The organism is Paeniglutamicibacter antarcticus, from assembly GCF_039544305.1.
GTDB classification, from domain to species: domain Bacteria; phylum Actinomycetota; class Actinomycetes; order Actinomycetales; family Micrococcaceae; genus Paeniglutamicibacter; species Paeniglutamicibacter antarcticus_C.
Window position 1 is genome coordinate 1 of record NZ_BAABLK010000012.1, and the last position, 24923, is coordinate 24923.

Consider the following 24923-nt stretch of genomic DNA (forward strand, 5'->3'; position numbering starts at 1 on the left):
GCACCAAGTAAAAAAATCCCGGCAAATTGCTCCTAGCATGCACACGGAGGTGTACACCTAAAAACCATTCACCAATAAAATAAATAAATTGGTATCAACAAACTTGGCACACTATTGAGTTCTCAAATAACAGACACTTCCAACACCCACCACCAGGAATTACTGACCCGGCCGCTTCGCTCTGGAGCAACTTTTCAATCTTAGGACCCGGCAGGCCCGGAGTCAAATCGACATCCAAAGTCTTCCAATAAATCCTGCAACCAGCCTCCGCCTCACTCCCTTTCGGGCTGAGCTGCGGGGCTCGGTGCGAGAAATAACTCTACGCGCACCTGGCTCTAAAGTCCAAACACCCCCTACCTTGTCACCGGGCACACAAAAACCCCGGGAATGCGCCGAAACCCGGGTGCCAGGGGCTATGAAACAAGCAGAAACGCCGGAATCCGATACTTGTGAACTGGCACACAGCGAAATACGCCTTCTCGTGGACCATCCTTATTCCGTGCCGGCGACAACTACTAGGTTTCGAAGCCCTCTGGCTGAACCACGCAGACAGTGTCCGGATCATCGGTTGAATAGTGTCCAGCGGGATCGGCGTACTCGACCCATGTCCCGGTCAGCTCAAGATACTCGAAGCGATACAAAGCTCCGACGGCAACGCCCGGAATGAAGATTTCCCAAATCCCGCTGTTTCCGAGCTCGCGCATCGCGTGGGATGAGCCTTTCCAGATATTGAAGTCCCCGCATACCCGTACAGCCATCGCTTCTTCCTGTTTGAGAACGAACCCTGTGCCTTCGACTTCCCCCATGGGTGAGGAATAGTGTTGGGGATGGGCACCGAGCAGGATCTGCTGGGCTTCCGCTCCCCCGGCCCTGATGCGGTGCAGCTCCATCTCCCCCAGGCGTGGGGTATGGCGGTACGGGTCGTCGATGACTACTGCGCCATTGGGCCCGATACGTTGGATCCGGTAGTCGGGGACTCGCCCAACGTCCTTGGCTTCAAGCAGGCCGACCCAGAGGTCCCCGTGTTCTCGGGTCATCGCCATGGTGTCGGTGGCGGTCAAGACGTTAACCTCGGACACCTCACGCTGCAAGGTCCGGACGCTCACGTGACCCGAGAGATTCAAATGCGGGCCGAGAACGGCATGCGGAGATTTGTACTCGCCTCGTTCAACGGCTTCCAGGATCTCAGGCCATACATGCAATGGTGCGCCCAAAGACTCCTCAAGCCGTTGCGGTGCATAGTCTTGTGCATCGAGCTCCGCCGGCCCCATGGTGTTTCTCCGTCCCGTCGCTGCAGCAAAGGATTCGCACCCATGCTGCCCTCGGACAACCGGGTTGCCCGTGCGTCTCACGCTATCGAGAATCGGCGTGCTTGGGAATACAGGTTTTCCGCTGCCGCAGCCAGGCGACATGCAGCAACAAAAAGCGGTCCGACGAATCCTTGCCGGAAACGTCGAACCGCTTTCATGAAATCCTAGTGCCTTGCGGGCGGGGCCCGGTGCACGGACCGCCCTACACGCTGCGCTTGCGCGAAATCTCGTACAGCGTGATGCCCACGGCCATCGAAGCATTCAGGGATTCCATCGCTGAATCGATCGGGATGGACAGGATCGAATCACAGTTCTCGCGTACCAGGCGGGAAAGGCCCTTGCCCTCGGAACCCACCACGATGCACAGCGGCTCCTTGGCCAGCGTGAGGTCTGGAAGGGAGATGTCACCATCGCCATCCAGGCCAAGGACGAACACACCGGCTTCCTTCATTCCCTTGAGCGTGGAGTTCAGGTTGGGAGCGCGGGTGACCGGCACACGCACCGCGGCACCGGCGCTGGTCTTCCAAGCGGAAGCGGTCATTCCCACCGAGCGTCGCTCGGGCACGATGACGGCGTGGGCGCTGAATGCCGAGGCCGAGCGGATGATGGCACCGAGGTTGCGCGGGTCGGTGATCCCGTCCAGGGCAATGAACAGCGGTGCGTTCTTGACGTGGCCCTTCTTGAACTTGGAGATGGTGGCTTTGACAGTCTCCAGCGCATCGGCATAGTCGTAAGGCGGAACCTGCAAAACCAGGCCCTGGTGGATCGCTTCGTCCGTCATCCGGTCCAGTTCCGGCTTTCCGGTCTCCATCACGGGGATGCCGCGTTCGGCGGCGATCTTCAGGGATTCGCGCACGCGCTCGTCCATCTCGATGCGGATGGCCAGGTGAAGTGCCTTCGCCGGGATGTCGGCGCGGAGCGCCTCCACCACCGAGTTGCGTCCAGTGACCAGCTCTTCGCTGTTCTTCGAACGGCCCCCGGTGCTGCGGCCGCGTGGGGCGCTTCCGCCCTTGGACGGCCCGCGTTTGGCCGCGGAGCGCTCGGCGAGCTCCTTGTTCTTGAAAGCCTTGTGATACGGGCGGTCCTCGGCCTTGGGCGTGGGGCCCTTGCCTTCGAGGGCCCTGCGGCCATATCCGCCGGTTCCGACGGAGGGGCCCTTCTTGCTCTTGCTTTTAGCGCCGGAACGCTTCGGTGCAGCAGACATGATGGTGTATTCCTAGAATCGGGGCGGACGGCACGGCGATTTCACTCACCGCCCCGCCCATTTTAGCGGCAAGGGATGCAGATTCCGTGCCCTTTGTGGGCGAACTTACGCTTTCAGGCTCCAGCGGGCGCCTTCGGTAGAATCCTCGACAATGATTCCCGCAGCTGCGAGGGTGTCGCGGATGGCATCGGATCGAGCCCAGTCCTTGGTTGCGCGGGCAGCTGCCCGGTCGGCCAGTTGCGCGGCAACCAACACGTCCAGGGCCGCGGCCTGCGCCGAGTCTGCGGCTCCGGATGCCTCGATGGTGTCATCCAGGCCCAGTGCGTAGGTCATCGCCATGACCTGCTGCATGGCTGCGTCGGCCGTTTCCAGCTCCCCGGCGGCCAACGCGGTGTTGCCTTGGCGCACGGCGTCGTGCAACGCGGCCAGGGCCTGGGGCACGTTCAGGTCATCGTCCATCGCCGCGGCGAACGCGTCGGTGACCTCGAAGTGGTGCATGTCGATGGAGAAGTCCGCGTTTGCCCCGACCCCGTGGATGCGGTCAAGCGCATTGGCAACGAAGGTGTCGATGCGCTCGACTGCGGCGGTGGACTCGGTGAGCGAATCGGGACGGTAGTCCAGCTGCGAGCGGTAGTGCGCCTGCCCCAGGAAATAGCGGACCACCCGAGGCGAAGCGAGCTCAAGCATTTCGGACGGGGAAATAGTGTTGCCGATGGACTTCGACATCTTTTCACCCTGGTAAGTGACCATGCCGTTGTGCATCCAGAAATTAGCGAAGTCGTGGCCGGCGGCCATCGATTGGGCCATCTCGTTCTCGTGGTGCGGGAAGCGCAGGTCAAGGCCGCCGCCATGGATGTCAAACGCGGTGCCGAGGTATTTGGTGACCATCGCGGAGCATTCAAGGTGCCATCCCGGCCGTCCTGTGCCCCAGGGGCTCGGCCACGAAGCTGTTGCGGGATCGCTGGGCTTGTTGCCCTTCCACAGCGCGAAGTCGCGTGGATCGCGCTTTCCACGGGGATCGGCATCCGGAGCACCCTGCATGTCATCGACTTTCTGGTGCGTCAAGGAACCATAGGCCGGGAAGGAACGCACATCGAAGTAGACATCATTCGAATCATCCAACGCCGGATAGGCGTGGCCTCGGGCGATAAGCGTGGCAATGAGCTGGTGCATCTCGGTGATGTGCCCGGTGGCACGCGGTTCGTAGGTCGGCCGGCGAACCCCGAGGGTGTCGTAGGCGTTGGCGAACTCCTGCTCGAACCTGTACGCCAGGGCAAACCACTGCTCGCGGGCGAAGTAGTCATCGTCCCCTGCAAAGTCCTCGCCAAAGGAGGCTGCGGACTTTTCCAGGATCTTGTCGTCGATGTCGGTGACATTGCGAACCACGGTGACCTCGTAGCCGCGGTTTTCCAACCAGCGGGAGAGGATGTCAAAGGCGATGGCGCTACGCACGTGGCCGACGTGGGGCATGCCCTGGACGGTGGCGCCGCAGTAGTAGAGCCCGACCTTGCCCTCGTTCAGGGGAACGAAGTCCCGGGTGGTTGCCTGTTTGGTGTCGTAAAAACGGATGCTCACCCCTAAAGGTTATCCGAGCCGGTCAACCGGCAGGCACCTTGCCCGGAGGGTTGCCTTGCCGCGGCACCGCATAAACCAAGGCCGTGGCGTAGGCCGTCACGCCTTCCCCGGTTCCTTCGTAGCCCAGGCCGTCGGAGGTGGTGGCGGTGACGGTTACCGGGGCACCGGCCGCCTTGCTCAGCACCGCGTCGGCTTCTTGGCGCCGGGCAGCGAACTTGGGCCGGCGGCCCACGAACTGGACTGCGACGTTCCCGATCTCGAAGCCCGCTTCCCGCACGAGCCGGGCAGCTTCGGTGAGAAGCGTGGTGCCGGGTGCACCTGCGTACTCGGGGCGGTCGGTACCAAAGTGTGTACCCAGATCCCCGATGCCGGCGGCTGAAAAGAGCGCGTCGCACGCGGCGTGGGCCACCGCATCGCCGTCGGAATGTCCGGACAGGCCTTGGTCTTGCGGGAAATGAAGCCCTGCAAGCCACATGGGGCGGGGTTCGGAGGCATCGGCGACCGCGTGGACGTCGACGCCGATTCCGGTGCGCGGGACCAATACCGGTGCGGGGGTGTTTGACGGCTCGGCCATGGGGGTTTCCTTCCCGGGGTGCAGCGGCAGCATGGACTCGGCCAAGACAAGGTCGAGCCGGGTGGTGATCTTCAAGGCAGCTGCCGCTCCCGGGACGGTGTCCACGCGCTCGCCGAGCATTTCCATGAGCATGGCGTCGTCTGTGACGGCCTCGGCAGCTGGGCTTTTCCACCCGGCTGCTTGCCGGTGGGCGGCAAGCAGCGCCGGCGCGTGGAATCCCTGCGGGGTTTGTACGGCGCGCAGCGTTCCACGGGCAGGAGTGCCGATGATGTGCGCCTGTTCCTCCCCGGGGTCGGTGGCTACCTGTTTGATGGTGTCCACCACCGGCAGGACCGGGATCACTGCACGTGCCCCGGACAACAGCGCGAGCACCACTTGCCGGAAGACTTCCGGCGGCGTCAGGGCACGGGCGGCATCATGGATCAGGACGCGTTCGGTTTCCGGCCTCAGCGCATCCAACCCTGCCCGGACCGAGTCGTTACGGGTCGCACCGCCGGTGCGGCAGATCGGTTTCAGCCGATGCCCGGCGGCACGTTCCTCGAGTTCCGGCGCTCCGGCGGGAAGTACGACGATCACCTGGGAAGCGCACCCGGCCAGCTCGATGCCGTCCAGTGCGTGCTCGAGCAGGCAACGTCCCGCCAAGGGGACCAGGGCCTTGGGCATCCCGTATCCCAGCCGGGTTCCGGAGCCGGCCGCGACCACGATGATCGCCGTTTCCTGAAGTTCTTTGTCGCTAAGCGCAATCGGGTCACTCACATAGGCCAGCCTAGCGGTGTTAGCTTCCGGTCCCGTGCCTGCAGAGACGAGCCGGCGACAGGTTTTAAACGCCGGTGGGGGCCCAAAACGCCTTTCGGCGTTCCGTGCCCCCACCAGGGATTCGAATTAATGAGTGCTCTCGGCAATTACGAAGCCAGAACCTCGTCCAGGACGGTCTCTGCCTTTTCTTCGTCCAGCTTCTTGGCCAAAGCAAGTTCGCTGATCAGGATCTGGCGCGCCTTTGCAAGCATGCGCTTTTCACCTGCGGATAGACCCCGGTCGTTATCCCGACGCCACAGGTCGCGAACGACCTCTGCCACCTTGATCACGTCACCGGAAGCAAGCTTTTCCAGGTTCGCCTTGTAACGGCGTGACCAGTTGGTAGGCTCTTCAGTGAACTCAGCCCGCAATACATCGAAGACCTCGTCCAGACCCTCCTGACCAACAACGTCGCGCACACCAACGAGATCGACATTTTCTGCCGGAACCTCGATGGTCAAATCACCCTGGGCAACCTTAAGCTTGAGATACATCTTCTCTTCGCCCTTGATGGTGCGCATCTTGATCTCTTCGATCATTGCTGCACCGTGGTGCGGGTAGACAACTGTCTCGCCAACCTCAAAAACCATGTGGATAAACCCCTTTCCCAACTCCTAGTTTACCATGGTAATTGGGCAAAACGATTCGGCGGGATCCTCTACTCCCTAGTAATGGCGCGGTTTTGGCTCTTCCCAAGTGGCACAACTAGTGCTATGTAAAGTGTCTGTTTCGGTCCATTTCAGCGCCTTGATCAGCACATTGATGACACTTACGCCGGGGGCCGAATCATACATTCGGGACAAAACACTCTAGGCTAAGGGACGAGAGTGGCTCCCTCGGGTGCATCCCGTGCGCCCACGAGCTCACCCGAACTCGAACCTGATTGAGGAGTTTGTGCCGTGATGACCGCACAGAAGAACCGTGGACGCCGCGTCGTTGCGGTAGCCGCCCTGGCCATGTTGACCTTTGGTGTTACCAGCTGTAGCGCAATCAACCAACAGGCAACGACCTTGCATTACGCCGCTTCCGACGGAATCGTGCTGAACGTCGGCGACTTGGATGTCCGCAACCTGATGCTGATCACCAACAGCGCCACCGATGAGGCCCGCGTGCTCGGATCGCTTGTCAATGACACCGACCAAGCGATGACCCTGGAAATGAAGCTTTCAACCGGATCGACTTCCGTCAAGGTCCCGGCCAAGAGCGTCGTGGATTTTGAGAAGGACAAGAACAAGACCTTGTTGACCTCGACCGGCGTTGCACCCGGCGCGCAGGCACGGGCGACCTTGAGCGTCGGCCCAAACTCCGATGAGGCCAAGATCCCTGTCATCGATGGAACCCTTGAGGAATACCGCGAGTTCGTCCCGGGCGGCTTTGATCCGAGCGAGCTTTCGCACCTGACCCCGTCACCAAAACCGGCCGAACACTAGGTCCGCTTCGGCACCACGGTGCCAATGCAGGAAAGCAATAACCGATGGGCCCGAAGGAATTCCTTCGGGCCCATCGTCTCGCCACCGGTCAAACCCGGGGCCCGCAACAGGCTGTTAGGCCTCGAACTTGTAGCCAAGCCCGCGCACGGTGACCAGGTGCACCGGGGTGGCTGGATCCGGCTCGATCTTTGATCGCAGCCGCTTCACGTGCACATCGAGCGTCTTGGTGTCCCCGACGTAGTCCGCGCCCCAGACCCTGTCGATCAGCTGCCCGCGGGTCAGCACCCGGCCGGCGTTGCGCAACAGCATCTCGAGCAGCTCGAACTCCTTCAACGGCATCGAGACCTCCGTGCCGCGCACCGAGACCACGTGGCGTTCCACGTCCATGCGCACCGGCCCCGCGGCCACGACGTTGCTGATGAGTTCCTCGCCCTCGCCCTGCCGGCGAAGGACGGCGCGGATGCGGGCCACCAGCTCGCGGGACGAATAGGGCTTGGTGACATAGTCGTCGGCTCCCAGCTCCAGGCCGATCACCTTGTCTATCTCCGAGTCCTTGGCGGTCAGCATGATCACCGGCACCTGCGACATCGTGCGGATCTGTCGGAACACCTCTGTTCCCGGCTGGCCCGGAAGCATCAGGTCCAGCAGGACCAGGTCTGCGCCGTGGCGCTCGAACTCTTTCACGGCATCCAACCCGTTCTCTGCCACACGAACCTCGAAGCCCTCCTTCTCCAAGAGGTACGTCAATGGGTCGGAGAGCGATTCCTCGTCCTCGACCAGCAAAATGTGGGTCACCCGTTTTCTCCTTCCGGCAACGCGCGCAGGCGCATGGACCGTGTTGTGTTTGTATGTCGCTAGGAAATCGTTTGGTCGTTTTCGACCGCGTCCTCAATGACCGGCAGGCGAACCGTGAAGGTCGAGCCATGTCCGGGCCGGGACCACAAGGAAATTTCTCCGCCGTGGTTGGCCACCACGTGCTTGACGATGCTCAGTCCCAGGCCCGTGCCCCCGGTATGGCGGGAGCGTGCCGCGTCAATGCGGTAGAAGCGTTCAAAGACCCGCTCCTGCTCTTCGGGGGCGATGCCGGGGCCTTGGTCGGTGACCGAGACCTGGATCAAACCGTCTCGCTGGCGCAGGCCCACCCCTACAGTCGTATCCTCCGGGGAGTACCTGATCGCGTTGTCGATGAGGTTGCGCAGCGCTGTCATCAAAAGATCCCTGTCCCCGAAGACCTGTTGCTCGACCGTGCCGCCTACTGAGATCGTGATCCGCTTTTCCTCGGCCGGCAGCTTGTTGCGGTCAACGGCCTCGGCCAGCACCTCGTTGAGGTCTATGCCCGCACCTGCCAAAACCACGTCGGCGCCCTGCAGTCGGGAGAGTTCGATGATGTCCTGGACCAGTGCGGCCAGCCGGGCCGATTCTTTGTGCAGCCGTGCGGTGAAGCGGCGCACCGCGACCGCATCGTCGGCTGCCCCTTCGATGGCCTCGGCAAGCAACGAGATCGCCCCGACCGGGGTCTTGAGCTCGTGCGACACGTTGGCGACGAAATCGTTGCGCACCGCGGCAGTCCGGGTGATCTCGGTACGGTCATCGGCCAACAAGAGGATGTATTCCTCGCCCAACGGCGCCACCCGCACGTGGACGAACATGTTGGTTGCACCCATGGTGCCGCGTTGGAGTTCAAACTGGCGTTCGGCAATGACTCCGTCGGCGCGGACCTTGCGGGCCATGTCGCGCAGGTCTTCATGGATCAGCGTGTGTCCGCGCACCAGTCCATAGGCATACGAGGCCGGGTTGGCACGCACCACCCCGTCGACCTCGTCGAGGATGACGAAGGCACGGCCAATGACCGAGAGCACTTCTGCGGCACCTTCGGGCAGGGTCGGCTCACCGACAACGGGCAACCCGCCGCGGGAGAGCACCGAGCCGCGGTACGCCATGATGCCCACAAGGCCCAGGGCCAATCCGACGAGGCCCGCAACCACCGATAGCAAGACATCATTCACGTATCCCAGCCTAGCGGTGGTTGCCACTGGCCACGGGCAAAACCGGGGCTGGAACGACTCATTCACCAAACGTTCACCTTGGACGCGTCAGGGGTTCACTTGGTGCTGTAACAATAGATGAAGAACAGTTCCGCCGTCCGTGCCGGACGCGGTGCCCACCGTAGTGAAAGGACGCCCGCGTGCGTAAGGTTTTCCACGCCGATCTGCAACAAATCGGAGAAGAGCTCATTGAGATGTCGCGTTTAGTGGCCGCGGCCATGGAACGCGCCTATGAGTCGTTTGCGAATGCGGATATCGAACTGGCCGAGGAAGTCATCGCCGAGGACGCCAAGATCGATTTCCTGCAGAACCAGTTGGACGAGCGCGCCATTGACGTCCTGGCGCTTCAGGGCCCCGTGGCCTCGGACCTGCGCATGATCGTCGGGTCGCTGCGCATGAGCGCATCGCTGGAACGCATGGGTGATTTGGCTCGCCACGTCGCACAACTCGCGCGCCTGCGATTCCCGCAGCAGGTGGTTCCCGAGGCGCTCGCCCCGACCTTCAAGACCATGGCGGAGCTCGACATCGCCATTGCCGGAAAGGTCGGACAATTGCTCGAAAGCCGCGACCTGGCCGTTGCCCGGGAAATCATCGACCTGAACGCCAAGATCGACGAATTACATGTTTCCATCTTCAAGGCCGTTGCCGCACCCGAATGGAACCTTTCCGGACCGACCACCGCGGACATCACCTTGACCAGCCGTTACATGGAACGCTTCGGTGACCACGGGGTATCGGTGGCCCGCAAGGTTTCCTATCTGGTCACCGGCGAGTGGGAACCGGACATCACCGGCTTCTAGCAGCAGCCGCCCTGCCCGGCCAAAACATATGGCAGATACAAAAAACCCGACGGGACGGCCGAAAAACGGCGGTCTCTTCGGGTTTTTTCATCGAAAGGCGTTCTTAAACGCCAAACCATCACCTCATTTCCTGCTCGCGAAAATCAGCGGCGCAGAATCTTGGCGCAACGGCGGTGTTTCCTGGCGCTGGGTCCTTAGCCTTCGCAGTCGCGGCAGTACGCCACGCCTTTGGCCTCGCGCGCCAGTAGCGTGCGGTGGCGGATCAGGAAGCACGAGCCGCAAAGGAACTCGTCTTCCTTCTGGGGAATAACGGTAACCGACAGTTCCTCATTCGAAAGATCGGCACCCGCCAGCTCAACACCGTCGGAGGTATCTTCCTCGTCCAGATCCCGGGACACACTGCGTGCGTCGGGGGCGTTGGCGGTCTTGACCGCTTCAAGGGAGGCCTTGCGGGCCTCGGCTACGTCAGGCCGGACCTCATCATAATCAGTTGCCACGAATTGCAGTCCTTACGAGATTCAGGGGTACGTCGAGACAGCACAGTACAGCATGAACCCGTGAGCGCAAGGGGTAAATCCAAATTCCAAACCCGTCGTGCACGTTTTGTGACCAAAAGCACGCTTGTTGCACTCCCGTCCGTGGTAAGTCATGGCGCAAAGCACGGCATACGCACCCTGGGATCCGGCAACCACGGACTTTGGCTAAACCGGTCCGAGGCCCGACCCGTCGTGCGCATCGAGCGACAACTGGGGGTTTGGGCCCCGACTTTTTCCCAAAGCGGGAACGGGAAATACGTTGGGGCCTAGCGGCCCTGGTTGGCCACCGCATTGATGGCATCGGCTGCCGCATCGGCATCCAGGTACTGTCCACCGGTGGTGACCGGGGTGAAGTCCTCATTGAGTTCGTAGACCAACGGGATCCCGGTGGGGATGTTCAGCCCAACGATGTCCTCGTCGCTGATTCCGTCCAGGTGCTTGACCAGGGCGCGCAACGAGTTCCCGTGCGCGGTGACCAGTACCGTCTTGCCTGCTGCCAGGTCCGGCTTGATCTCGTCTTCCCAGTAAGGCAGCATCCTCTCCAGCACGTCCTTGAGGCATTCGGAGCGAGGCGCGTCCTCACCCAGTGCCGCATACCGTGGATCGTTGGCCTGGCTGAATTCTGAGTCGTCGGAGAGCTTCGGCGGCGCGGTGTCGTAGGACCGGCGCCAGTCCATGAACTGCTTCTCCCCGTATTCAGCCAAGGTCGCCGCCTTGTCAAGGCCCTGCAGTGCGCCGTAGTGGCGTTCGTTCAGGCGCCAGCTGCGCTTGACCGGGATCCAATTCAGGTCCGCGGATTCAAGGGCCAGATTGGCGGTGATGATGGCTCGCTTGAGCAGCGAGGTGTACAGCACCGCCGGGGCCAGCTTGGCCTCGGTGAGTAGCTGGCCGCTGCGCGTTGCCTCGGCACGGCCCTTCTCGGTGAGCTCTACATCGTACCAACCGGTGAACAGGTTCTTTTCGTTCCACTCGCTTTGCCCGTGGCGCAGCAGGATCAGGGTGTAAGTCATGATCCCATTCTAGGACGCGTGAAGTGCCTTACTTTATTCCGTGACTTGTCTTCAGCGCGGCGTGCGGCGCTTTATCCTTAAACCAATGGTTCAGAAAGCGACTCGGCTCGGCGGACGGTCGCGTACCGGTCGCCCCTTGGGTCATGCCACCCGTGGGACGACGAATCCCAACCGCATGCGCCGCGTCAACCGCTGGATGACCGGGCCACAGGCCTGGCGCCTGCGCCCCGGGGTCACCGGGGCCCCTCCCATTGCCGTGGACCTGGGCTACGGGGCATCACCAGGAACCGCCGTCGAATTCTTCGACAGCGTGCGCTCCGTGTCCCCCCTTGCGCAGGTCTTCGGCATCGAGATCGAACCCGAACGCGTTGCCCGCGGCATCGCGCTACATCTGCAGGGCCTTGACTTCCGCCTCGGCGGGTTCGAGATCCCCATCGAGCAACGCGCATCGGTGATCCGGGCATTCAATGTGCTGCGGCAATATGACGAAGCCGACGTGCCCGGCATCTGGAAAACCATGGCCGCACGGCTGACCGATGACGGGGTGCTGATCGAGGGCACGTGCGATGAGATCGGTAGGCGCAGCTCCTGGGTGGCCATCACCAAGGACGGTCCGCAAACCCTGAGCATCTCCCTGCGCTTCGGCGCCTTCTCGCGGCCTTCGGACGTTGCCGAGCGCCTGCCCAAGGCACTGATCCACCGCAATGTCGACGGCGAACGCATCCACGGGTTCCTCGCCGCGGCGGATGCCGCATGGCTGCTCACCGCACCACTGGCCTCCTTCGGAAACAAGCAACGCTTCGTGGCGATGTGCATTGCCCTGCGTGCCTCCGGCTGGCCGATCTGCGACACCGCTTCGCGTTGGCGGCTCGGCGAGATGACGGTGAGGTGGCACGCCGTTGCCCCGCGTGCCGGCGCACTTGCCCTGGCCGACCTGAACTGAGTTCCGCGGCCCCGCCAGCCACATTCAACCATCGCGCGGATGCCAAAAAAATAACACTCTGACTACCTTGCTTGTGCCACGGCAGGGCAAAGGGCCGGGCTTGGCCCATACTTGGGTCCATGACCACAAACAAGGCAAGTCCCCACCGGTTGACGGCCATCTTGCTGGGGGTGGTCGGCGTGCTGGTGCTTGCGTCCCTGGTGCTCGTCTTTTCCCGGGGCACACCTCCGCCGATCGATGGGGCAACCCCGGCCGGCGCCGTCCAGCGCTATGTCACCGCAGCCCTTGATGGACAGAAGGACGCAGCCGCGAAGTACCTGACCCCAAAGGCCCAAGGCGAATGCGACGAATACGCCGGCCCCATAGCCCAAGGCACCCGGGTGACGCTGCTTTCCACGATCGAGCACGCGCAGGCGGCAACGGTCATGGTCTCCGTTTCAGTCGCCGATGCCCGGGACCCCTTCGGAGGCCCGAACGGGTACTCCGGTGACGAGGCCTTTGAGCTCTCCCGTGTCGACGGTGTCTGGCTGATTTCCTTCGTGCCCTGGCAATTGCACGCCTGCACCCTCCAGGAGTACACACCATGAGCGCTGAAACGACCCACAAGCCCCGGCCGGCTGGCTCGGCCACGACCACCCTGCGTCGAGTGATCGTCAATCTGCTGCTGTTCATCTTGATGGCCGTCGCTGCCACGGGCGTCGGTGGCCTGCTGGACAACCTCTTCACCCGGGCGGATGTCCTTGCGGAGTCCGGTTCCTCTTCCCTGGCACTCCCCCTGGCCCTGGCGCTGGTCGGCGGCCCGCTTGCGGTGCTGCTCTTCCGCGCTCTTTGGGCCAGGCTCCTCGACCCAGCCGAACGCCTTTCCGCGGCCTGGGGGCTGTACGTCTCGGTCATGTACCTCCTCTCATTGCTGATCTCCACCAGCTATGTCGTTGGCGCGCTGGCTGCCCTGGCCGCCGGGGAGAAGGGAAGCTGGAAGAACGGGCTCGGCTACGGAATCGCGTGGGCCGCGATCTGGGCATGGCACCGCTGGATGTGGGCACATGCCTCCCGGGGTCCGCTGTCCTTGTCCAACGTTCCCCCGGTTCTGGGCTCCGTGCTGGGGTTGGTGATCGGGGTTGGCGCCCTGGCGGGACTGCTGGGCTCCATCTTCGAACGCGTGCTGGAAGTCTCCATGTCCGGGACAAGCCTCGGCACACCGTGGTGGCTGGGCGCCCTGGGACTGCTGGTCTGGGCCGCGGGCGGGATGCTGGTGTGGTGGTGGCACTGGTTCCACGAGGCAACGGTGAAGAACACCTCGGCGCTGGCCGACGTTGCACTGGTGGGAATCGGCATCGGGGCAACGGTCCTGGTGTTCCTCTGGGGCGCCGGCTACGTGCTGTACTCGCTGCTTCGCCTTGTCCTTGGCCGAAACGAGGGCTTCAGCGCAGTGCTTGGCACCGCGCCAGCTGCCTTGGCCGCCATGCTCATCGGGGCGTTGGCGTGGAATTACCACGGTTCGGTCCTGCTGCAGCGACACGGGACCGTGGTCCTGGCGGCACGGCTTGTCGTTTCCGCCGTGGCCCTGGCCGCCGCTGCCTCCGGAATCGGGGTCGTCATCAACGCGGCATTGGCCCTTGGCACCACCAGCCTTGGCGGAACCCCGGCAACGACGCTGCTGCTGGCCGGGATCAGTTCGCTGGCCATCGGCGGGCCGCTGTGGTGGCTTGCCTGGCGTCCGACGCACCCGGCGGATCCCGCCGGACGTCGCATCTACCTGGTAGCGGTGTTCGGCGTCAGCGCGCTGGTCGCACTGGTCACGATGCTGGTGCTTGGCTACCGGCTCCTGGAAAGACTGCTCGGGGATGTCCCGGGAGGCGGGTTGCTGGAACACACCCGGGCACCGCTGGGCCTGCTGGTGGCCACGGCGCTGGTCGCCGGCTACCACTTCGGGCTTTGGCGCTACGACCGCGCCCTGGCACCTGCGCCACCTTCGGCTCCGCCAACCGGCCTGCGCCTTGTCACGCTCATAGCCGGCAGCGACGGACGGGAACTGGGCACAGAAATCACCGCGCACACCGGGGCGAAGGTCACCGTGCTGCGGCGCCAGGACGGGCAAGCCTGCTCCGCAGCGCCGGCACTGGTGCTCCAGGCCCTGGAGGGGCTCACCGCCGGGCATGTCTTGCTACTTGCCGGACCCGGCGATCGCATCGAGGCCATAGAACTGGCTGTCCATCCCGGATAGGGACTGGCCTGCCGCCATGCACGATTAATCAACCCGGCCCCGCATACATGCCCTGATCAAGGGCATGTATGCGGGGCCGGGTTCGTTGTCGACGTGGTTGTTGCGCGTCCGACTCCTAGTACGGGTAGTAGCCGCCCTTGCCCGAAACCGCCGGTTTGACGTCCGCCAGGTAGACGCACGCAATGCAAGCGCCGATGAGCTGGAAGATCCCGCCGCCGCCGCCGGAAAGCACCGACAGTCCACAGACCAGGGTTGCGGCAGCGGTCAGGCCCATCCAGAACGGCTTGCTGCGCTTGTTCTCACGCTGGAAGTTGGCTGCCGGGTGCCGCAGCGCGTCAACAAACGCGAACAGGGCCAGCAACGCAGCGAGAACACTGAGGACCAGCAGCAGGTAAGACTCAAAGAGGTGGGCATAAACCATGGATTCAGCTTAGCCGCGATCGTCCAACGCGGCAGCCAGATCCGCGTGCAAGTCGTCGACGTTCTCGATTCCCACGCTCAGGCGCACCAAGTTTTCCGGGACGGTGCTTGGCTCCCCGGCGTGGCGGCGGCGCCTCTCCGCCAGCGACTCGACCCCTCCCAGGCTGGTCGCCGGGGTCCAGAGCCGGAGCCTGCCCAGCATGGCGTCGGCCGCCGCGGCACCTCCAGCGACCTCGATGCAGAGGATCGCGCCGAAACCCTCCATCTGTGCGGCGGCCCGGGCATGCCCGGGGTCCCCGGGCAGTCCTGGATAACGGACCCTGGTCACTGCCGGATGGGTGGACAGGCGGGTGGCGAGCTCGATCGCGTTCGCCTCGGCCCGATCCAGGCGCAACGCCATGGTGCGGATCCCGCGCAACGTCAGCCAGGCCTCGAAGGGCCCCGGGATGGCCCCGTGCAACGTCCTTCTGTTGTGCAGCCGTTCGCGCAGCCCTGGGCTTGATGTGAGGACCGCGCCAAGGACCACGTCCGAGTGCCCGCCCATGTACTTGGTGGCCGAGTGCACCACCACGTCGGCACCCTGTTGCAGCGGGCGCTGGCGCAATGGGGTGGAGAAGGTGTTGTCAACCACCGTGAGCACCCCGGCTTCCCGGGCCGCGGCCAGCAGCACCGGCAGGTCCGCGACCTCAAGCATCGGGTTGGTCGGTGATTCCAGCCACGCCATGTCCGCACCGGCGAAGGCCGCCAACGAGGCCTCGGTGTCCGAGAGGTCAACGTGGCGAACGATCAGGCCCATGGTCGTTTCCAGTTCGGCGACCAGGGAAAGCGAACCGTTGTAGGCGTGCGACGGGATCACGATGGTGCCGCCGGCCGGCAACAGGGACAACGCCGCCGCCACGGCCGCCATGCCCGAGGCGTAGGCCAGCGCCGGGAGCCCGCATCCCTCGAGTGCGGCGATTGTCTCTTCCAACGGGTCCCAGGTCGGGTTGGTGAAGCGTCCGTATACTTTTTCCCCTCCGCCGGGCTTGCCCATCGAGTGGAAGGTCGAGGAAAGCACGATGGGTGGGTTCACGGGTTGGTCGGCGGTGTGCGGCGGGCGTCCTGCAGCCACCACGACGGTGTCCGGGGCCCAGTGCGGGGATTCTGCATGGCTCATGGTTTTCAGGTTACCCCCGTGTTCCCGCCTTGGCGCGGCCATATGACATGGGTCGTGCCCGGGGGCGGATAGGCTAGTGGCCGTGAGTGACGCGCAGCTAGAAACCCAGAACGCCGGCCGCTTCATCGTCTTCGAGGGCGGTGACGGTGCCGGGAAATCAACGCAGGCAGCCATGCTCGCCGATACCCTGCGCAGCAACGGGCATACCGTGCTGCTCACCCGCGAGCCCGGCGGCACACAGATCGGTGAGAAGATACGCGCCTTGGTCCTTGACCACGGGCAGGGCACCGTAGATGCCCGCACCGAGGCCTTGATGTATGCCGCGGCCCGTGCCGCCCACGTCGAACAGGTCATCCGTCCCGCGCTTGCGGCTGGAACCATGGTCATCTGCGACCGCTTCGTCGATTCCTCCCTGGCCTACCAAGGCATCGGCCGGGCACTGGGTGAGGATGCCGTGCGTTTGATCAACGATTTCGCCACCGGCGGGCTGTGCCCGGACCTGACGGTGCTTTTGGATGTCAGCCCCGCGGACGGCCGGTCCCGGCGCACGGTCGGTGCCGATGGCGCACCGCTGGTCGAGGACCGGTTGGAGTCCGAGCCCGACGAGTTCCACTCCCGCATCCGCGATGCCTTTATCCTGCTGGCATCGCGAAACCCGCAGCGCTACCTGGTGCTGGATGCAGCCACCGAGGTCTCCACGCTGGCCACCGGCATCAGCGCTGCCCTGGACGCGTTGCTCGACGGGCTGGAGGCCTGAGCATGAGCGTCTGGGATGACCTGCCGGGGCAGGAAAAGACCATCACCGCGCTGCGCCGCGCCGTCGCGGAGGGAAACCCCGCCCACGCATGGCTGTTCACCGGCCCCCCGGGCTCGGGCCGCTCGAACGCCGCCCGCGCCTTTGCCGCTGCCCTGCAATGCCAGCTGCCCGATCCGGCGATGCGCGGCTGCGGTGAATGCAAGGCATGCGTGACGGTGCTGGCCGGAACCCACCCGGATGTCGCCCTGATCGCCACCGAGAAGGTCAACTACCAGATCGAGGACGTCCGCGAGCTGATCACCAAGGCCCAGGACCGGCCCTCCACCGCGCCCTGGCGGGTGATCATCGTCGAGGATGCGGACCGGATGACCGAGCGCACCACCAACGTGTTGCTCAAGTCCATCGAGGAGCCGCCTCCACACACCGTATGGATCCTGTGCGCCCCCTCCCCGGCAGATGTGCTGGTGACCATCCGCTCGCGCTGCCGCTCGGTGTCCCTGGCGGTTCCCAACCGGGCCGCCGTGGCCGAGTTGCTGGTGCGCCGCGACGGGCTCACCGCCGAACAGGCCGAATTTGCCGCGCGCGTCTCCCAGTCGCACATCGGCATTGCACGCCGGCTGGCCCGCGACGAGGAAGCACGGCGCCGTCGCGATAGGACCGTGCGCCTGCCGCTGCGCATCCGCTCGGTCTCCGACGCCGTGATGGCTGCGGCCGAGCTCGTGGAGCTTTCCACCGCCGAGGCCACCGCGTCCTCCACTGAGCGTTCGGAAGCGGAGGCCACCGCACTGCGCACCGCACTTGGCCTCGCCACAGATTCCCCGGTCCCGCCCCAGCAACGCAGCCAGTTCAAGGCGCTCGAAGAGAACGCCAAACGCCGTGCCCGGCGTTCGACCCATGATGCGCTGGACCGCTCGCTGATCGACATGACGACGTTCTTCCGCGACGTGCTGGTGTTGCAGCTGCGTAGCGGCACCGACCTGGTCAACGACTACCTCAGCGACAACCTCCATGCCTACGCCAACGCCTCACGGCCCGAGGCCACGGTGGCGAAGATCGATGCCATTGCGCAGGCCAGGGTGCGCATCGGCGCCAACGTGGCCCCGCTGCTGGCCATCGAGGCCATGATGCTCGCACTGCGTCCGACCAAGTAATCCCCTCCGGGAAACCCCGGAACCACGTCCCAAGGAGCCAGAAAAACGCATGAGAGCATCCCGCCGCCCCCTGTCCGCGATCGCCGCGCTAGGCTCGCTGGCCCTGCTGCTGGGAGCATGCTCCACTGCCACCGCTCCGGCGTCGGCACCGGTCTCCGAGCCCGCGGCCCAGGCGCCGCCCAGTGGGCCCGCAGCAACCGTCCCCAAGGGGCTGGAGAAGTTCTACAAGCAAGACCTGGATTGGAAGCCCTGTGGAGGCGTGCTGCAATGCACCGAACTGGAAGTCCCCATGGACTATGCCAACCCGGACGCTAAGAAGATGACCCTCGCGCTGAACAAGCGCCCCGGCGGGAAGTCCGCCATTGGTTCATTGCTCGTGAACCCCGGAGGGCCTGGCGCCTCGGGCCTTGAATTCGCGCGCGAAGGCGTCCCCGCATCGTTCGGGCTGAAACTTCAACGCGACTTTGACATCATCGGATTCGACCCCCGCGGAGTCGGCTCATCCACACCCGTGAAATGCCAGAACCCCGAGGAACAAGACGCCAGCCGGCAGGAGCAATTCGATCCCAGCACCGATGCGGACCTGGAAACCATGCGCAAGGCGGCCGCCAAGGACGCAGAGCTGTGCGCCAAGCGCACCGGCGCGTCGCTGGGCTTTGTCGACACCGTTTCGGCCGCACGCGACATGGACATCATGCGCGAGACCCTCGGGGATAAGACGCTGAACTACTTGGGCTATTCCTACGGCACATCGCTCGGCGCCCACTACGCGCAGCTTTTCCCGCAGAACGTCGGCCGCCTGGTGCTGGACGGGGCGTTGGACCCCACGCTGGACAACGACGCAATCACCCGGGGGCAGGCCGTCGGGTTCGAAAACGAAACCCGCGCCTATCTTCAGGACTGCCTGGATTCCGGGGATTGCCCCTTCACCGGAAGCCTCGATGACGCACTTTCCCAGCTGCGCGAGATCTTCGATTCGGTCGAGGCCACCGCGATGACCGGCAGCGACGGACGCAAGGTCCCGATCATCGACTTCGTCAACGGGTTCATCGTCCCTCTCTATGACAATGAAACGTGGCCGATGTTGACCGAGGCGTTGCGCGAGGTGGTCGCCGGCGACGTCGACCAAATCCAGTACTTTGCCGATCTCAGCGCCGGGCGCGAGGACGACGGGAGCTACAACGGCAACACCACCGCCGCCTTCACCGCCGTGAACTGCCTGGACTACCCGATGGATGCACGCATCGGGACAATGCGGGCCGAAGCCAAGGCCTTGGTCGAAGCAGCACCCACCATCGGCAAGTACCTGGCCTACGGTCCAATCGGCTGCGAAGACTGGAAGTACCCGGCCATCGGCAAGCCCGGCGAATTGACGGCCCAAGGCGCGGCACCGATCGTGGTCATCGGCACCACTGGAGACCCAGCAACACCGTATGCCTGGAGCCAATCGCTGGCCAAGCAGCTCGAGTCGGCCTCGTTGGTCACCTTCGAAGGCCACGGGCACACCGCCTACGGCCGTTCCAACGGCTGCATCTCCGAGGCCGTGGAATCCTACTTCATCGACGGGATCGTACCGGCAGACGGGCTGAGGTGCTGAGGCGCCCGCCCAGGTCGTTTTGACCGCTGCCGATACGCTCCTATAAAGTGATCACTTGTGGTGCTTGCGCGCCGCGGTGCCTCCTTAGCTCAGTTGGTAGAGCGTTTCACTCGTAATGAAAAGGTCGCCAGTTCGATTCTGGCAGGGGGCTCGTAGTTCCGGCTGAAGGGCCCGTCACCTGATGGTGACGGGCCCTTCAGCGTTCGGACCAACGATCGGAACACCCCATGCTACCCACGGAAGACGGAACCCGGGAAATGCTTCCTGAGCTGGAGCGGTTCCTGGAGGTCAGCGGCCTTTTGGCGCGTCGGGAGATCTCCGGATACGCACCGGATCCCCATCCCGAGGCCCGAGCCTATGCGGGGTGCAGTTTCCTCCTGACGGGAACCGACGGGGTTGGCACCCGCACGGTATTTCGTTCGGCGAAGACGACACCCACGAAACCAGGGCTCTTCGTCACCCTGTGGAAACGCGACAACCAAGAAGAGACCCGCCCCTACACCCCTGCAGATGGCATCGACGAGTTCCAGATCGCCGCATCCACGGACCTCGGGTACGGATTTTTCACTTTCACCGCGGGAAACCTCGCGGAGCATGGCGTCCTTTCGACCGCCTCCAAACCCGGGAAACGTGGTTTCAGGCTCTACACGCCCTGGGACACCGGGCTGAACGCGAATGCAGAAAAATCCCGGCATTGGCAGCGCAGCTACTTCACCGTGGTGAATGGATAGTCTTTTTCCATGGTGAAATTCTCGCTGCACTCCGCGAACCTGGATTTGGTCCCTACGGCGCCTGAAGACCTGGAGGCGGTCTTTGCCGCATGCCAGGATCCCGAGATCCAGCGTTGGGTACCGATCCCGGTTCCCTATTTGCGTAAGCACGCCCTCGAGTACCTAACCACGCACACCGACAAGACGTGGGACGAAGGCACCGAGTACACCTGGACCCTCCGCACCGATGGCAAGCTGGCCGGGGTCGTGGACCTTTACCGGTTGGGCAATGGATCCGGTGACCTTGGATTCTGGATGGACCCGGCATTCAGGGGCAGGGGCCTGGTGACCGAGGCTTGCACGGCAGTGCTGGATTTCTCCTTGGCTGAAGCCCCGGAAGGCTTGGCCTGGTGCGTATCGGCTAGAACGCCTATGCGGGAAACTTCGGCTCGGCACGAGTCGCGCAAAAACTGGGCTTCCATTTCGAGGGAACCGCACGGTTGGGCGCTGCCTTGCGGGGCGAACTTCGTGACGATTGGGGCGGGAGCTTGCTGGCCAGCGACGACCGCAGCCTCCAGGCTTGGCCGATCCCCAGCTGACCAAAACGTGCATTAACAACGGATGGCTCCGGGAATCCTTGGGGATTCCCGGAGCCATCCGTTGTTCGTCCCGTTGCCGAAATCGGCGACGGGAGAATTCAACCTAGGAGAAGTCGCTGACTGCCGGATCGGCGGCGATGCGGCCCTCGGGGCCCTTGTCCAACGCATTGATCGCGGCAACGTCCGAGTCGTCAAGTGTCACCTCGAGGCTGGCGAAGTTCTCCACAATGCGCGAGGAGGTCACCGACTTCGGGATCACCACGTTTCCCAGGGCCAGGTGCCAGGCAATGACGACCTGGGCGACGCTGGCGTTGTGCTTTTCGGCGATGGCAATCAGTGCCGGATCCTCGAGCAGTTCCTTGCCTTGGCCCAGGGGGGACCATGACTCGTGCAGGATTCCCTTCGACGCCTCGAACTCGCGCAATGCCGTCTGCGGGAAGTACGGGTGGGTTTCGACCTGGTTGATCACCGGAAGCACACCGGTGGCTTCCCCGAGTTCGGCGAGCGCCTCGGCAGTGAAGTTGCAGACGCCGATGGACTTCACGCGGCCCGATTTCTGCAGTTCGACCAATGCCTTCCAGGTGTCCACGTACTTGCCCTGCTTGGGCTGCAACCAGTGGATCAGGTACAGGTCGAGGTACTGAAGGCCAAGGCGCTCCATCGAAGCGTCGAAGGCGGCAAGCGTTTCCTCGAAGCCCTGGTCGGCGTTCCAGACCTTGGTGGTGATGAACATGTTCTCTCGCGGCACCTCGGCGGCGGCAATCGCACGCCCCACACCCTCTTCGTTGCCGTAGATCCGTGCAGTGTCGATGTGGCGGTAGCCGGCGGCAAGGGCCTGCTGGACCACGTCGGTGGTCACTTTGTCTTCGACCTGCCATACCCCGTAGCCAAGCTGGGGAATGGTGTTGCCATCGTGGAATGTGAGTTCTGGGGAAACAAGGTTCGTCATATGCCCATCCTGCCACCACGCATTGTGCTACAGGCCGCCTGCCCCGGGCTATCAGCGATCGGCGAAACAGGGAATATTCGGACTGGGTGTAACACTGCGTGCCCTTGGCGACATAAGGGGAGTATGGATCGGGGTGAAGACACTACCGCGGCCGGTGCCCAGCGCCGAGGAACGTTTCGCTGCCGTGCACTCGGTGTGCCATGACAGCGTCTACCGTTATCTTCCCCGGCGGATGATTCCCGCTCACTTGGCGGAGGACCTGACCGGCGAGGTGTTCATGATTGTCTGGGAAAAGGTGCTCGGTGGCATGGAGCCTGAAATCCCCTACGTCGTCGCGATCGCCAGGAATCTGCTGCGCAACGCCTACAGGACCTCGGCCAAGGCCGCGAAGCTGCGTAGCTCGCTGGCCCTGGCACAACAACGCCCAACGGTTCAGGATCCCCGGATGGACCACGCGCTGGGGATGCTCAAAGAGGCCGGGCGTGAACTGCTCTTGCTCACCTCCTGGGATTCCTTCACCTCCGAGGAAATCGCGGTGATACTCGTCGCCGGTGCCGGGGCGATACGGGTGCGCCTGCATCGGGCGCGAAAGCCCTTCGCCAGAACCCTTGAAGCCCAATACACACGGCTTGGTTCCCCGGGAGAGGCGGTACAGCCATGAACACCATTCCAACCCCACCATCGAAAGGCTCTCTGGATCCATCCGCGGCGTCAATGCTGCGCGGAAGCGATCCCTGGGATCCCGGACATGGCGAGTCACTTGTCCGCAGCCGGGCCCACACTTCCTCGATCCCCGGGGGAAGCTACGGTTCGGTGATCTCCCAACGTACTTCCCTTGCTTTGCAAACCTCCAGGAAGAACCTCCACATGGAACAGGAAACCGGTACGCGCCGCAGGACCATCACACGGCGTTGGGGCGCCGTCCTGGCGCTTGCCGCAGCCGGTGCGGTCATCGCCGGCGTCGCGGTGCTTGGCCAGGGCGGCAACTTCCCGCAGCCGGCGGCACCTGATGCGGGACCCACACCGAACAACAGCTACTTCAACCCCGACGACAGCGCGCAACTGGACAACTTCGTCAATGGCGGCGGCACCCGGCTCACCGGATGGTTGCGGGCCGCAACGCCTCAGGATCCCCAGGAGCTCCAGGACACCGGCTGGCTGCTGAACATCGCCGTGATGTCCGGCGGCAGCGATGAAAGCCATTCGCTCATGGATCCCCCCGAATCCTGGGTTCCGATCGACCTTGCCGGACACGACGCCTCCAAGCTGGGCAACATCGCGCAAAACGGGCACCTTGTGGTCATCGCGGCCGAGAACCCCACCGCGGAACTCATCACCCCCGTTCAGGGTCCTTACGGCGTCATGGTTTCGGACCCGCAGGAATTGGCCTCGGGCCCACTGGTCGGGGCCCGCAGCCTCAAGACCCTCAACGGCACCTACCTGCAGAAACCCGACCTCAACTACAACGGTGCGATGCTCGCCCAGTTTGCCACCTTCGAAATGGCATACAGCTACAAGGAGGTCCCTTCGCGGGCACCTGCGAGCTTCAAGGCCACGGGATTCCGTTCCCACACCACCGCCGAGGCGCGCTCCTGCGTCGTTGCCACCACCGGATCCGGCGACAAGGTCCTGTCCTTCCCCGCCGGCGCCACCGCCTCCACGACGATGATCGAGCCCAACGACCCGGACGACACCGTGGCCCGGAACCCGTTAAGGATCATGACGGGAAATGCGTGGTCCGGCGACGGGAAGGATTCGAGGTTCATCCTCGATACAGCCGATACCCCCTCGGCCACCATCAAGGGCTGGCCCACGGGCAAGAACGGAACCTGCGGTTCCTCCAGCGGGGAGATCGTGAAGTTCTCCTCTGCGCGCTAGCAGCGATCCGAAGGCAGGGTTGGCACCTAGTGCTTGGCCAGTTCGGCCTCGGCTGCGGTGATGCCCTCACCGACCAGATCCGCACGCATCGCCACGTTCTCCAGACCGGCTGACTCGTAGCCCCAGCGCTCGCCATCCAAGCGTGCCATCGCGGCGACCTGTGCGGTCGTGGCCAGGTCGTTGGCCGCCTTGGAGAGCAACCGATGCACGGCGTATAGCTCGTGCGGGATGTCCTCGCCATCACTGGGGCATGCCCACTGGGCGGCGACACAGACCACGCGGACCCGGGACTGCAGCTCCGCCAAGTGGTTGGCGATCAAGATCAGCGCGTTGTGCAAGTCATCGTCCTCGATGCCTTCGAGAACCTGGTGCACCCGGTCAAGGGAGCGGCCAAACCTGTCGTAGGCGCGGCGCCACACTCCGTCGCCAAGCTCCTTGTTGTCGCGGCGTATGCCGCGTGCTGCGGAGAACAACCCCATGTACGTCTGTGCCTTCGCTAGTGCCACGGGTTCACCGGGCAGGTGAGGGATACCAAGAGGACAACCTGGTTGTTCCCCTTTGCCGCTTTAATTCTAAAGGTACTGACCAAACCCGCCTTCGCTTTCCGGGCCTTGGCCCGGGGCCGCCGCTTCGGGGCCGGGGCCAAGGCCCGAGCCCGCCTGGGTCATGCGTTCGGGTTCGCCCTGCTCGTTGATCACGATCCCGGGGGCCACCTGGGTGCCCGGGGGAAGCTGTCGCATCGCCATGCGCTGGGCCAGTTGCTGGTTGGCTGCCTGCTGCGCAGCCATCGCCGCCTGCAGCCCGTGGAAAACCCCCTCGAGCCATCCAACCAGCTGAGCCTGGGCCACGCGCAGTTCCGGGGCAGAGGGAGTTTCCCCGTCGGCGAAGGGCAATCGGATGCGGTGCAGTTCCGCAGCGAGTTCCGGGGACAATCCACTCTCCAATTCGCGCACGGAGCGCTCATGGATATCGGCCATCCGGGCACGGGCCTCGGCATCCAACGGTGCCGAGCGGACTTCGTCCAGCAGCTGCTTGATCATCCCGCCGATGCGCATGAGCTTGGCCGGCTCACCGATGCTCGACACCTGCAGCTGGCCCTTGCCCGGCATTTGCTGATCTGTCCGGTTCCCTGACATCGTGCCGGGTCCGTCCCCCTCGGTGCATGCGGAGGCATCGGGTGCGGCGTGGGACTCCGGGCTCTGTTCACTGTGCTCGCTCATGGCTCCATCTTGCCATGACCAGCGGTGCCGGTAGCCGAAG

26 protein-coding genes and 1 tRNA gene are annotated in these 24923 nt (G+C 63.8%); 13 read left to right on the forward strand and 14 right to left on the reverse strand.

The window, feature by feature from the left end:
- Positions 1-515 precede the first annotated feature (515 nt).
- The 5 genes from ABEA12_RS03095 to ABEA12_RS03115 all read right to left on the reverse strand — a co-directional run bounded on the left by ABEA12_RS03095 (position 516) and on the right by ABEA12_RS03115 (position 6048).
- Positions 516-1271, reverse strand: coding sequence for a GlgB N-terminal domain-containing protein (locus tag ABEA12_RS03095; RefSeq protein ID WP_345466354.1), 756 nt, complete (start codon positions 1269-1271; stop codon positions 516-518).
- A 241-nt stretch (positions 1272-1512) separates the two neighbouring features.
- Complete coding sequence (gene rlmB, locus ABEA12_RS03100) at positions 1513-2514, reverse strand: 23S rRNA (guanosine(2251)-2'-O)-methyltransferase RlmB (protein ID WP_210101976.1); 1002 nt, start codon at positions 2512-2514, stop codon at positions 1513-1515.
- A 105-nt stretch (positions 2515-2619) separates the two neighbouring features.
- Positions 2620-4089: a cysteine--tRNA ligase gene (gene cysS, locus ABEA12_RS03105; RefSeq protein ID WP_210101977.1), complete on the reverse strand. Its 1470-nt coding sequence runs from the start codon at positions 4087-4089 to the stop codon at positions 2620-2622.
- Positions 4090-4111: 22 nt separating this feature from the next.
- Positions 4112-5419 carry a 2-C-methyl-D-erythritol 4-phosphate cytidylyltransferase gene (ispD, locus tag ABEA12_RS03110; RefSeq protein ID WP_345466358.1) on the reverse strand — a complete coding sequence of 436 codons (1308 nt, stop codon included), beginning with the start codon at positions 5417-5419 and terminating at the stop codon, positions 4112-4114.
- A gap of 146 nt (positions 5420-5565) precedes the next feature.
- Positions 5566-6048 carry a CarD family transcriptional regulator gene (locus ABEA12_RS03115; RefSeq protein WP_007272495.1) on the reverse strand — a complete coding sequence of 161 codons (483 nt, stop codon included), beginning with the start codon at positions 6046-6048 and terminating at the stop codon, positions 5566-5568.
- 309 nt (positions 6049-6357) lie between these two features.
- Between ABEA12_RS03115 and ABEA12_RS03120 the strand changes: the two genes are divergently transcribed.
- Complete coding sequence (locus ABEA12_RS03120; protein WP_210101978.1) at positions 6358-6888, forward strand: hypothetical protein; 531 nt, start codon at positions 6358-6360, stop codon at positions 6886-6888.
- Between the two features lie 114 nt (positions 6889-7002).
- Here the strand turns inward: ABEA12_RS03120 and ABEA12_RS03125 are convergent, their stop codons facing one another.
- Entirely contained in the window at positions 7003-7683 is a 681-nt protein-coding gene (locus ABEA12_RS03125) for a winged helix-turn-helix domain-containing protein (protein WP_210101979.1), read from the reverse strand.
- A 59-nt stretch (positions 7684-7742) separates the two neighbouring features.
- Positions 7743-8894, reverse strand: a complete 1152-nt coding sequence (locus ABEA12_RS03130; RefSeq protein WP_210101980.1) for a sensor histidine kinase — start codon at positions 8892-8894, stop codon at positions 7743-7745.
- 179 nt (positions 8895-9073) lie between these two features.
- Between ABEA12_RS03130 and phoU the strand changes: the two genes are divergently transcribed.
- Positions 9074-9733: a phosphate signaling complex protein PhoU gene (gene phoU, locus ABEA12_RS03135; RefSeq protein ID WP_210101981.1), complete on the forward strand. Its 660-nt coding sequence runs from the start codon at positions 9074-9076 to the stop codon at positions 9731-9733.
- Between the two features lie 194 nt (positions 9734-9927).
- On the opposite strand, the gene ABEA12_RS03140 is transcribed toward phoU, so the two are convergent.
- Both ABEA12_RS03140 and ABEA12_RS03145 read right to left on the reverse strand, forming a co-directional pair.
- Positions 9928-10230 carry a DUF4193 domain-containing protein gene (locus tag ABEA12_RS03140; RefSeq protein ID WP_210101982.1) on the reverse strand — a complete coding sequence of 101 codons (303 nt, stop codon included), beginning with the start codon at positions 10228-10230 and terminating at the stop codon, positions 9928-9930.
- 305 nt (positions 10231-10535) lie between these two features.
- The gene (locus tag ABEA12_RS03145; RefSeq protein ID WP_210101983.1) at positions 10536-11279 is read right to left on the reverse strand and encodes a phosphoglyceromutase; all 744 of its coding nucleotides are present in this window, start codon (positions 11277-11279) and stop codon (positions 10536-10538) included.
- A gap of 85 nt (positions 11280-11364) precedes the next feature.
- Between ABEA12_RS03145 and ABEA12_RS03150 the strand changes: the two genes are divergently transcribed.
- The 3 genes from ABEA12_RS03150 (at position 11365) to ABEA12_RS03160 (ending at position 14446) form a co-directional block, all read left to right on the forward strand.
- A complete protein-coding gene (locus tag ABEA12_RS03150; RefSeq protein ID WP_210101984.1) occupies positions 11365-12222 on the forward strand; it encodes a class I SAM-dependent methyltransferase in 858 nt (285 codons plus the stop codon).
- A 119-nt stretch (positions 12223-12341) separates the two neighbouring features.
- Positions 12342-12809, forward strand: coding sequence for an LpqB family beta-propeller domain-containing protein (locus ABEA12_RS03155; protein WP_210101985.1), 468 nt, complete (start codon positions 12342-12344; stop codon positions 12807-12809).
- Positions 12806-14446, forward strand: a complete 1641-nt coding sequence (locus ABEA12_RS03160; RefSeq protein ID WP_210101986.1) for a DUF5671 domain-containing protein — start codon at positions 12806-12808, stop codon at positions 14444-14446. Before ABEA12_RS03155 ends, ABEA12_RS03160 begins: the two co-directional genes overlap by 4 nt.
- Positions 14447-14561: 115 nt before the next feature.
- On the opposite strand, the gene ABEA12_RS03165 is transcribed toward ABEA12_RS03160, so the two are convergent.
- Both ABEA12_RS03165 and ABEA12_RS03170 read right to left on the reverse strand, forming a co-directional pair.
- Positions 14562-14867, reverse strand: a complete 306-nt coding sequence (locus tag ABEA12_RS03165) for a DUF2516 family protein (protein WP_210101987.1) — start codon at positions 14865-14867, stop codon at positions 14562-14564.
- Positions 14868-14876: 9 nt separating this feature from the next.
- A complete protein-coding gene (locus ABEA12_RS03170) occupies positions 14877-16022 on the reverse strand; it encodes a trans-sulfuration enzyme family protein (protein WP_210101988.1) in 1146 nt (381 codons plus the stop codon).
- 82 nt (positions 16023-16104) lie between these two features.
- Here ABEA12_RS03170 and tmk point away from each other — a divergent pair, with 82 nt between their 5' ends.
- The 6 genes from tmk to ABEA12_RS03200 all read left to right on the forward strand — a co-directional run bounded on the left by tmk (position 16105) and on the right by ABEA12_RS03200 (position 20852).
- Positions 16105-16779 (forward strand): dTMP kinase, encoded by a 675-nt coding sequence (gene tmk / locus ABEA12_RS03175; protein WP_210101989.1) that lies wholly within the window; start codon positions 16105-16107, stop codon positions 16777-16779.
- A 2-nt stretch (positions 16780-16781) separates the two neighbouring features.
- Positions 16782-17930 (forward strand): DNA polymerase III subunit delta', encoded by a 1149-nt coding sequence (locus ABEA12_RS03180; RefSeq protein ID WP_210101990.1) that lies wholly within the window; start codon positions 16782-16784, stop codon positions 17928-17930.
- A 49-nt stretch (positions 17931-17979) separates the two neighbouring features.
- Positions 17980-19527, forward strand: a complete 1548-nt coding sequence (locus tag ABEA12_RS03185) for an alpha/beta hydrolase (RefSeq protein ID WP_210101991.1) — start codon at positions 17980-17982, stop codon at positions 19525-19527.
- Between the two features lie 78 nt (positions 19528-19605).
- Positions 19606-19678, forward strand: a tRNA-Thr gene (locus ABEA12_RS03190).
- Positions 19679-19754: 76 nt separating this feature from the next.
- Complete coding sequence (locus ABEA12_RS03195; protein ID WP_210101992.1) at positions 19755-20258, forward strand: MepB family protein; 504 nt, start codon at positions 19755-19757, stop codon at positions 20256-20258.
- A gap of 9 nt (positions 20259-20267) precedes the next feature.
- A complete protein-coding gene (locus tag ABEA12_RS03200) occupies positions 20268-20852 on the forward strand; it encodes a GNAT family N-acetyltransferase (protein WP_210101993.1) in 585 nt (194 codons plus the stop codon).
- A gap of 87 nt (positions 20853-20939) precedes the next feature.
- Here ABEA12_RS03200 and ABEA12_RS03205 read toward each other — a convergent pair whose 3' ends face one another.
- Entirely contained in the window at positions 20940-21785 is an 846-nt protein-coding gene (locus ABEA12_RS03205; RefSeq protein ID WP_210101994.1) for an aldo/keto reductase, read from the reverse strand.
- 133 nt (positions 21786-21918) lie between these two features.
- On the opposite strand from ABEA12_RS03205, the gene ABEA12_RS03210 reads away from it, so the two are divergent.
- Positions 21919-22446, forward strand: coding sequence for an RNA polymerase sigma factor (locus ABEA12_RS03210; protein ID WP_210101995.1), 528 nt, complete (start codon positions 21919-21921; stop codon positions 22444-22446).
- A complete protein-coding gene (locus ABEA12_RS03215) occupies positions 22443-23663 on the forward strand; it encodes a hypothetical protein (RefSeq protein WP_210101996.1) in 1221 nt (406 codons plus the stop codon). Before ABEA12_RS03210 ends, ABEA12_RS03215 begins: the two co-directional genes overlap by 4 nt.
- Positions 23664-23689: 26 nt before the next feature.
- On the opposite strand, the gene ABEA12_RS03220 is transcribed toward ABEA12_RS03215, so the two are convergent.
- Together ABEA12_RS03220 and ABEA12_RS03225 are read right to left on the reverse strand one after the other, a co-directional pair.
- Positions 23690-24142 carry a hypothetical protein gene (locus tag ABEA12_RS03220; RefSeq protein WP_210101997.1) on the reverse strand — a complete coding sequence of 151 codons (453 nt, stop codon included), beginning with the start codon at positions 24140-24142 and terminating at the stop codon, positions 23690-23692.
- 93 nt (positions 24143-24235) lie between these two features.
- Positions 24236-24883 carry a proteasome activator gene (locus ABEA12_RS03225; RefSeq protein ID WP_345466379.1) on the reverse strand — a complete coding sequence of 216 codons (648 nt, stop codon included), beginning with the start codon at positions 24881-24883 and terminating at the stop codon, positions 24236-24238.
- Positions 24884-24923 lie beyond the last annotated feature (40 nt).

What these genes read in the sequence shown, in the direction of transcription:
- ABEA12_RS03095 (WP_345466354.1), bottom strand. Translation starts at nt 1,271, where the DNA reads ATGGGGCCGGCGGAGCTCGATGCACAAGACTATGCACCGCAACGGCTT.
- rlmB (WP_210101976.1), bottom strand. Translation starts at nt 2,514, where the DNA reads ATGTCTGCTGCACCGAAGCGTTCCGGCGCTAAAAGCAAGAGCAAGAAG.
- ABEA12_RS03115 (WP_007272495.1), bottom strand. Translation starts at nt 6,048, where the DNA reads ATGGTTTTTGAGGTTGGCGAGACAGTTGTCTACCCGCACCACGGTGCA.
- ABEA12_RS03145 (WP_210101983.1), bottom strand. Translation starts at nt 11,279, where the DNA reads ATGACTTACACCCTGATCCTGCTGCGCCACGGGCAAAGCGAGTGGAAC.
- ABEA12_RS03150 (WP_210101984.1), top strand. Translation starts at nt 11,365, where the DNA reads ATGGTTCAGAAAGCGACTCGGCTCGGCGGACGGTCGCGTACCGGTCGC.
- ABEA12_RS03155 (WP_210101985.1), top strand. Translation starts at nt 12,342, where the DNA reads ATGACCACAAACAAGGCAAGTCCCCACCGGTTGACGGCCATCTTGCTG.
- ABEA12_RS03160 (WP_210101986.1), top strand. Translation starts at nt 12,806, where the DNA reads ATGAGCGCTGAAACGACCCACAAGCCCCGGCCGGCTGGCTCGGCCACG.
- ABEA12_RS03165 (WP_210101987.1), bottom strand. Translation starts at nt 14,867, where the DNA reads ATGGTTTATGCCCACCTCTTTGAGTCTTACCTGCTGCTGGTCCTCAGT.
- ABEA12_RS03170 (WP_210101988.1), bottom strand. Translation starts at nt 16,022, where the DNA reads ATGAGCCATGCAGAATCCCCGCACTGGGCCCCGGACACCGTCGTGGTG.
- ABEA12_RS03180 (WP_210101990.1), top strand. Translation starts at nt 16,782, where the DNA reads ATGAGCGTCTGGGATGACCTGCCGGGGCAGGAAAAGACCATCACCGCG.
- ABEA12_RS03185 (WP_210101991.1), top strand. Translation starts at nt 17,980, where the DNA reads ATGAGAGCATCCCGCCGCCCCCTGTCCGCGATCGCCGCGCTAGGCTCG.
- ABEA12_RS03195 (WP_210101992.1), top strand. Translation starts at nt 19,755, where the DNA reads ATGCTACCCACGGAAGACGGAACCCGGGAAATGCTTCCTGAGCTGGAG.
- ABEA12_RS03200 (WP_210101993.1), top strand. Translation starts at nt 20,268, where the DNA reads ATGGTGAAATTCTCGCTGCACTCCGCGAACCTGGATTTGGTCCCTACG.
- ABEA12_RS03205 (WP_210101994.1), bottom strand. Translation starts at nt 21,785, where the DNA reads ATGACGAACCTTGTTTCCCCAGAACTCACATTCCACGATGGCAACACC.
- ABEA12_RS03215 (WP_210101996.1), top strand. Translation starts at nt 22,443, where the DNA reads ATGAACACCATTCCAACCCCACCATCGAAAGGCTCTCTGGATCCATCC.
- ABEA12_RS03220 (WP_210101997.1), bottom strand. Translation starts at nt 24,142, where the DNA reads ATGGGGTTGTTCTCCGCAGCACGCGGCATACGCCGCGACAACAAGGAG.
- ABEA12_RS03225 (WP_345466379.1), bottom strand. Translation starts at nt 24,883, where the DNA reads ATGAGCGAGCACAGTGAACAGAGCCCGGAGTCCCACGCCGCACCCGAT.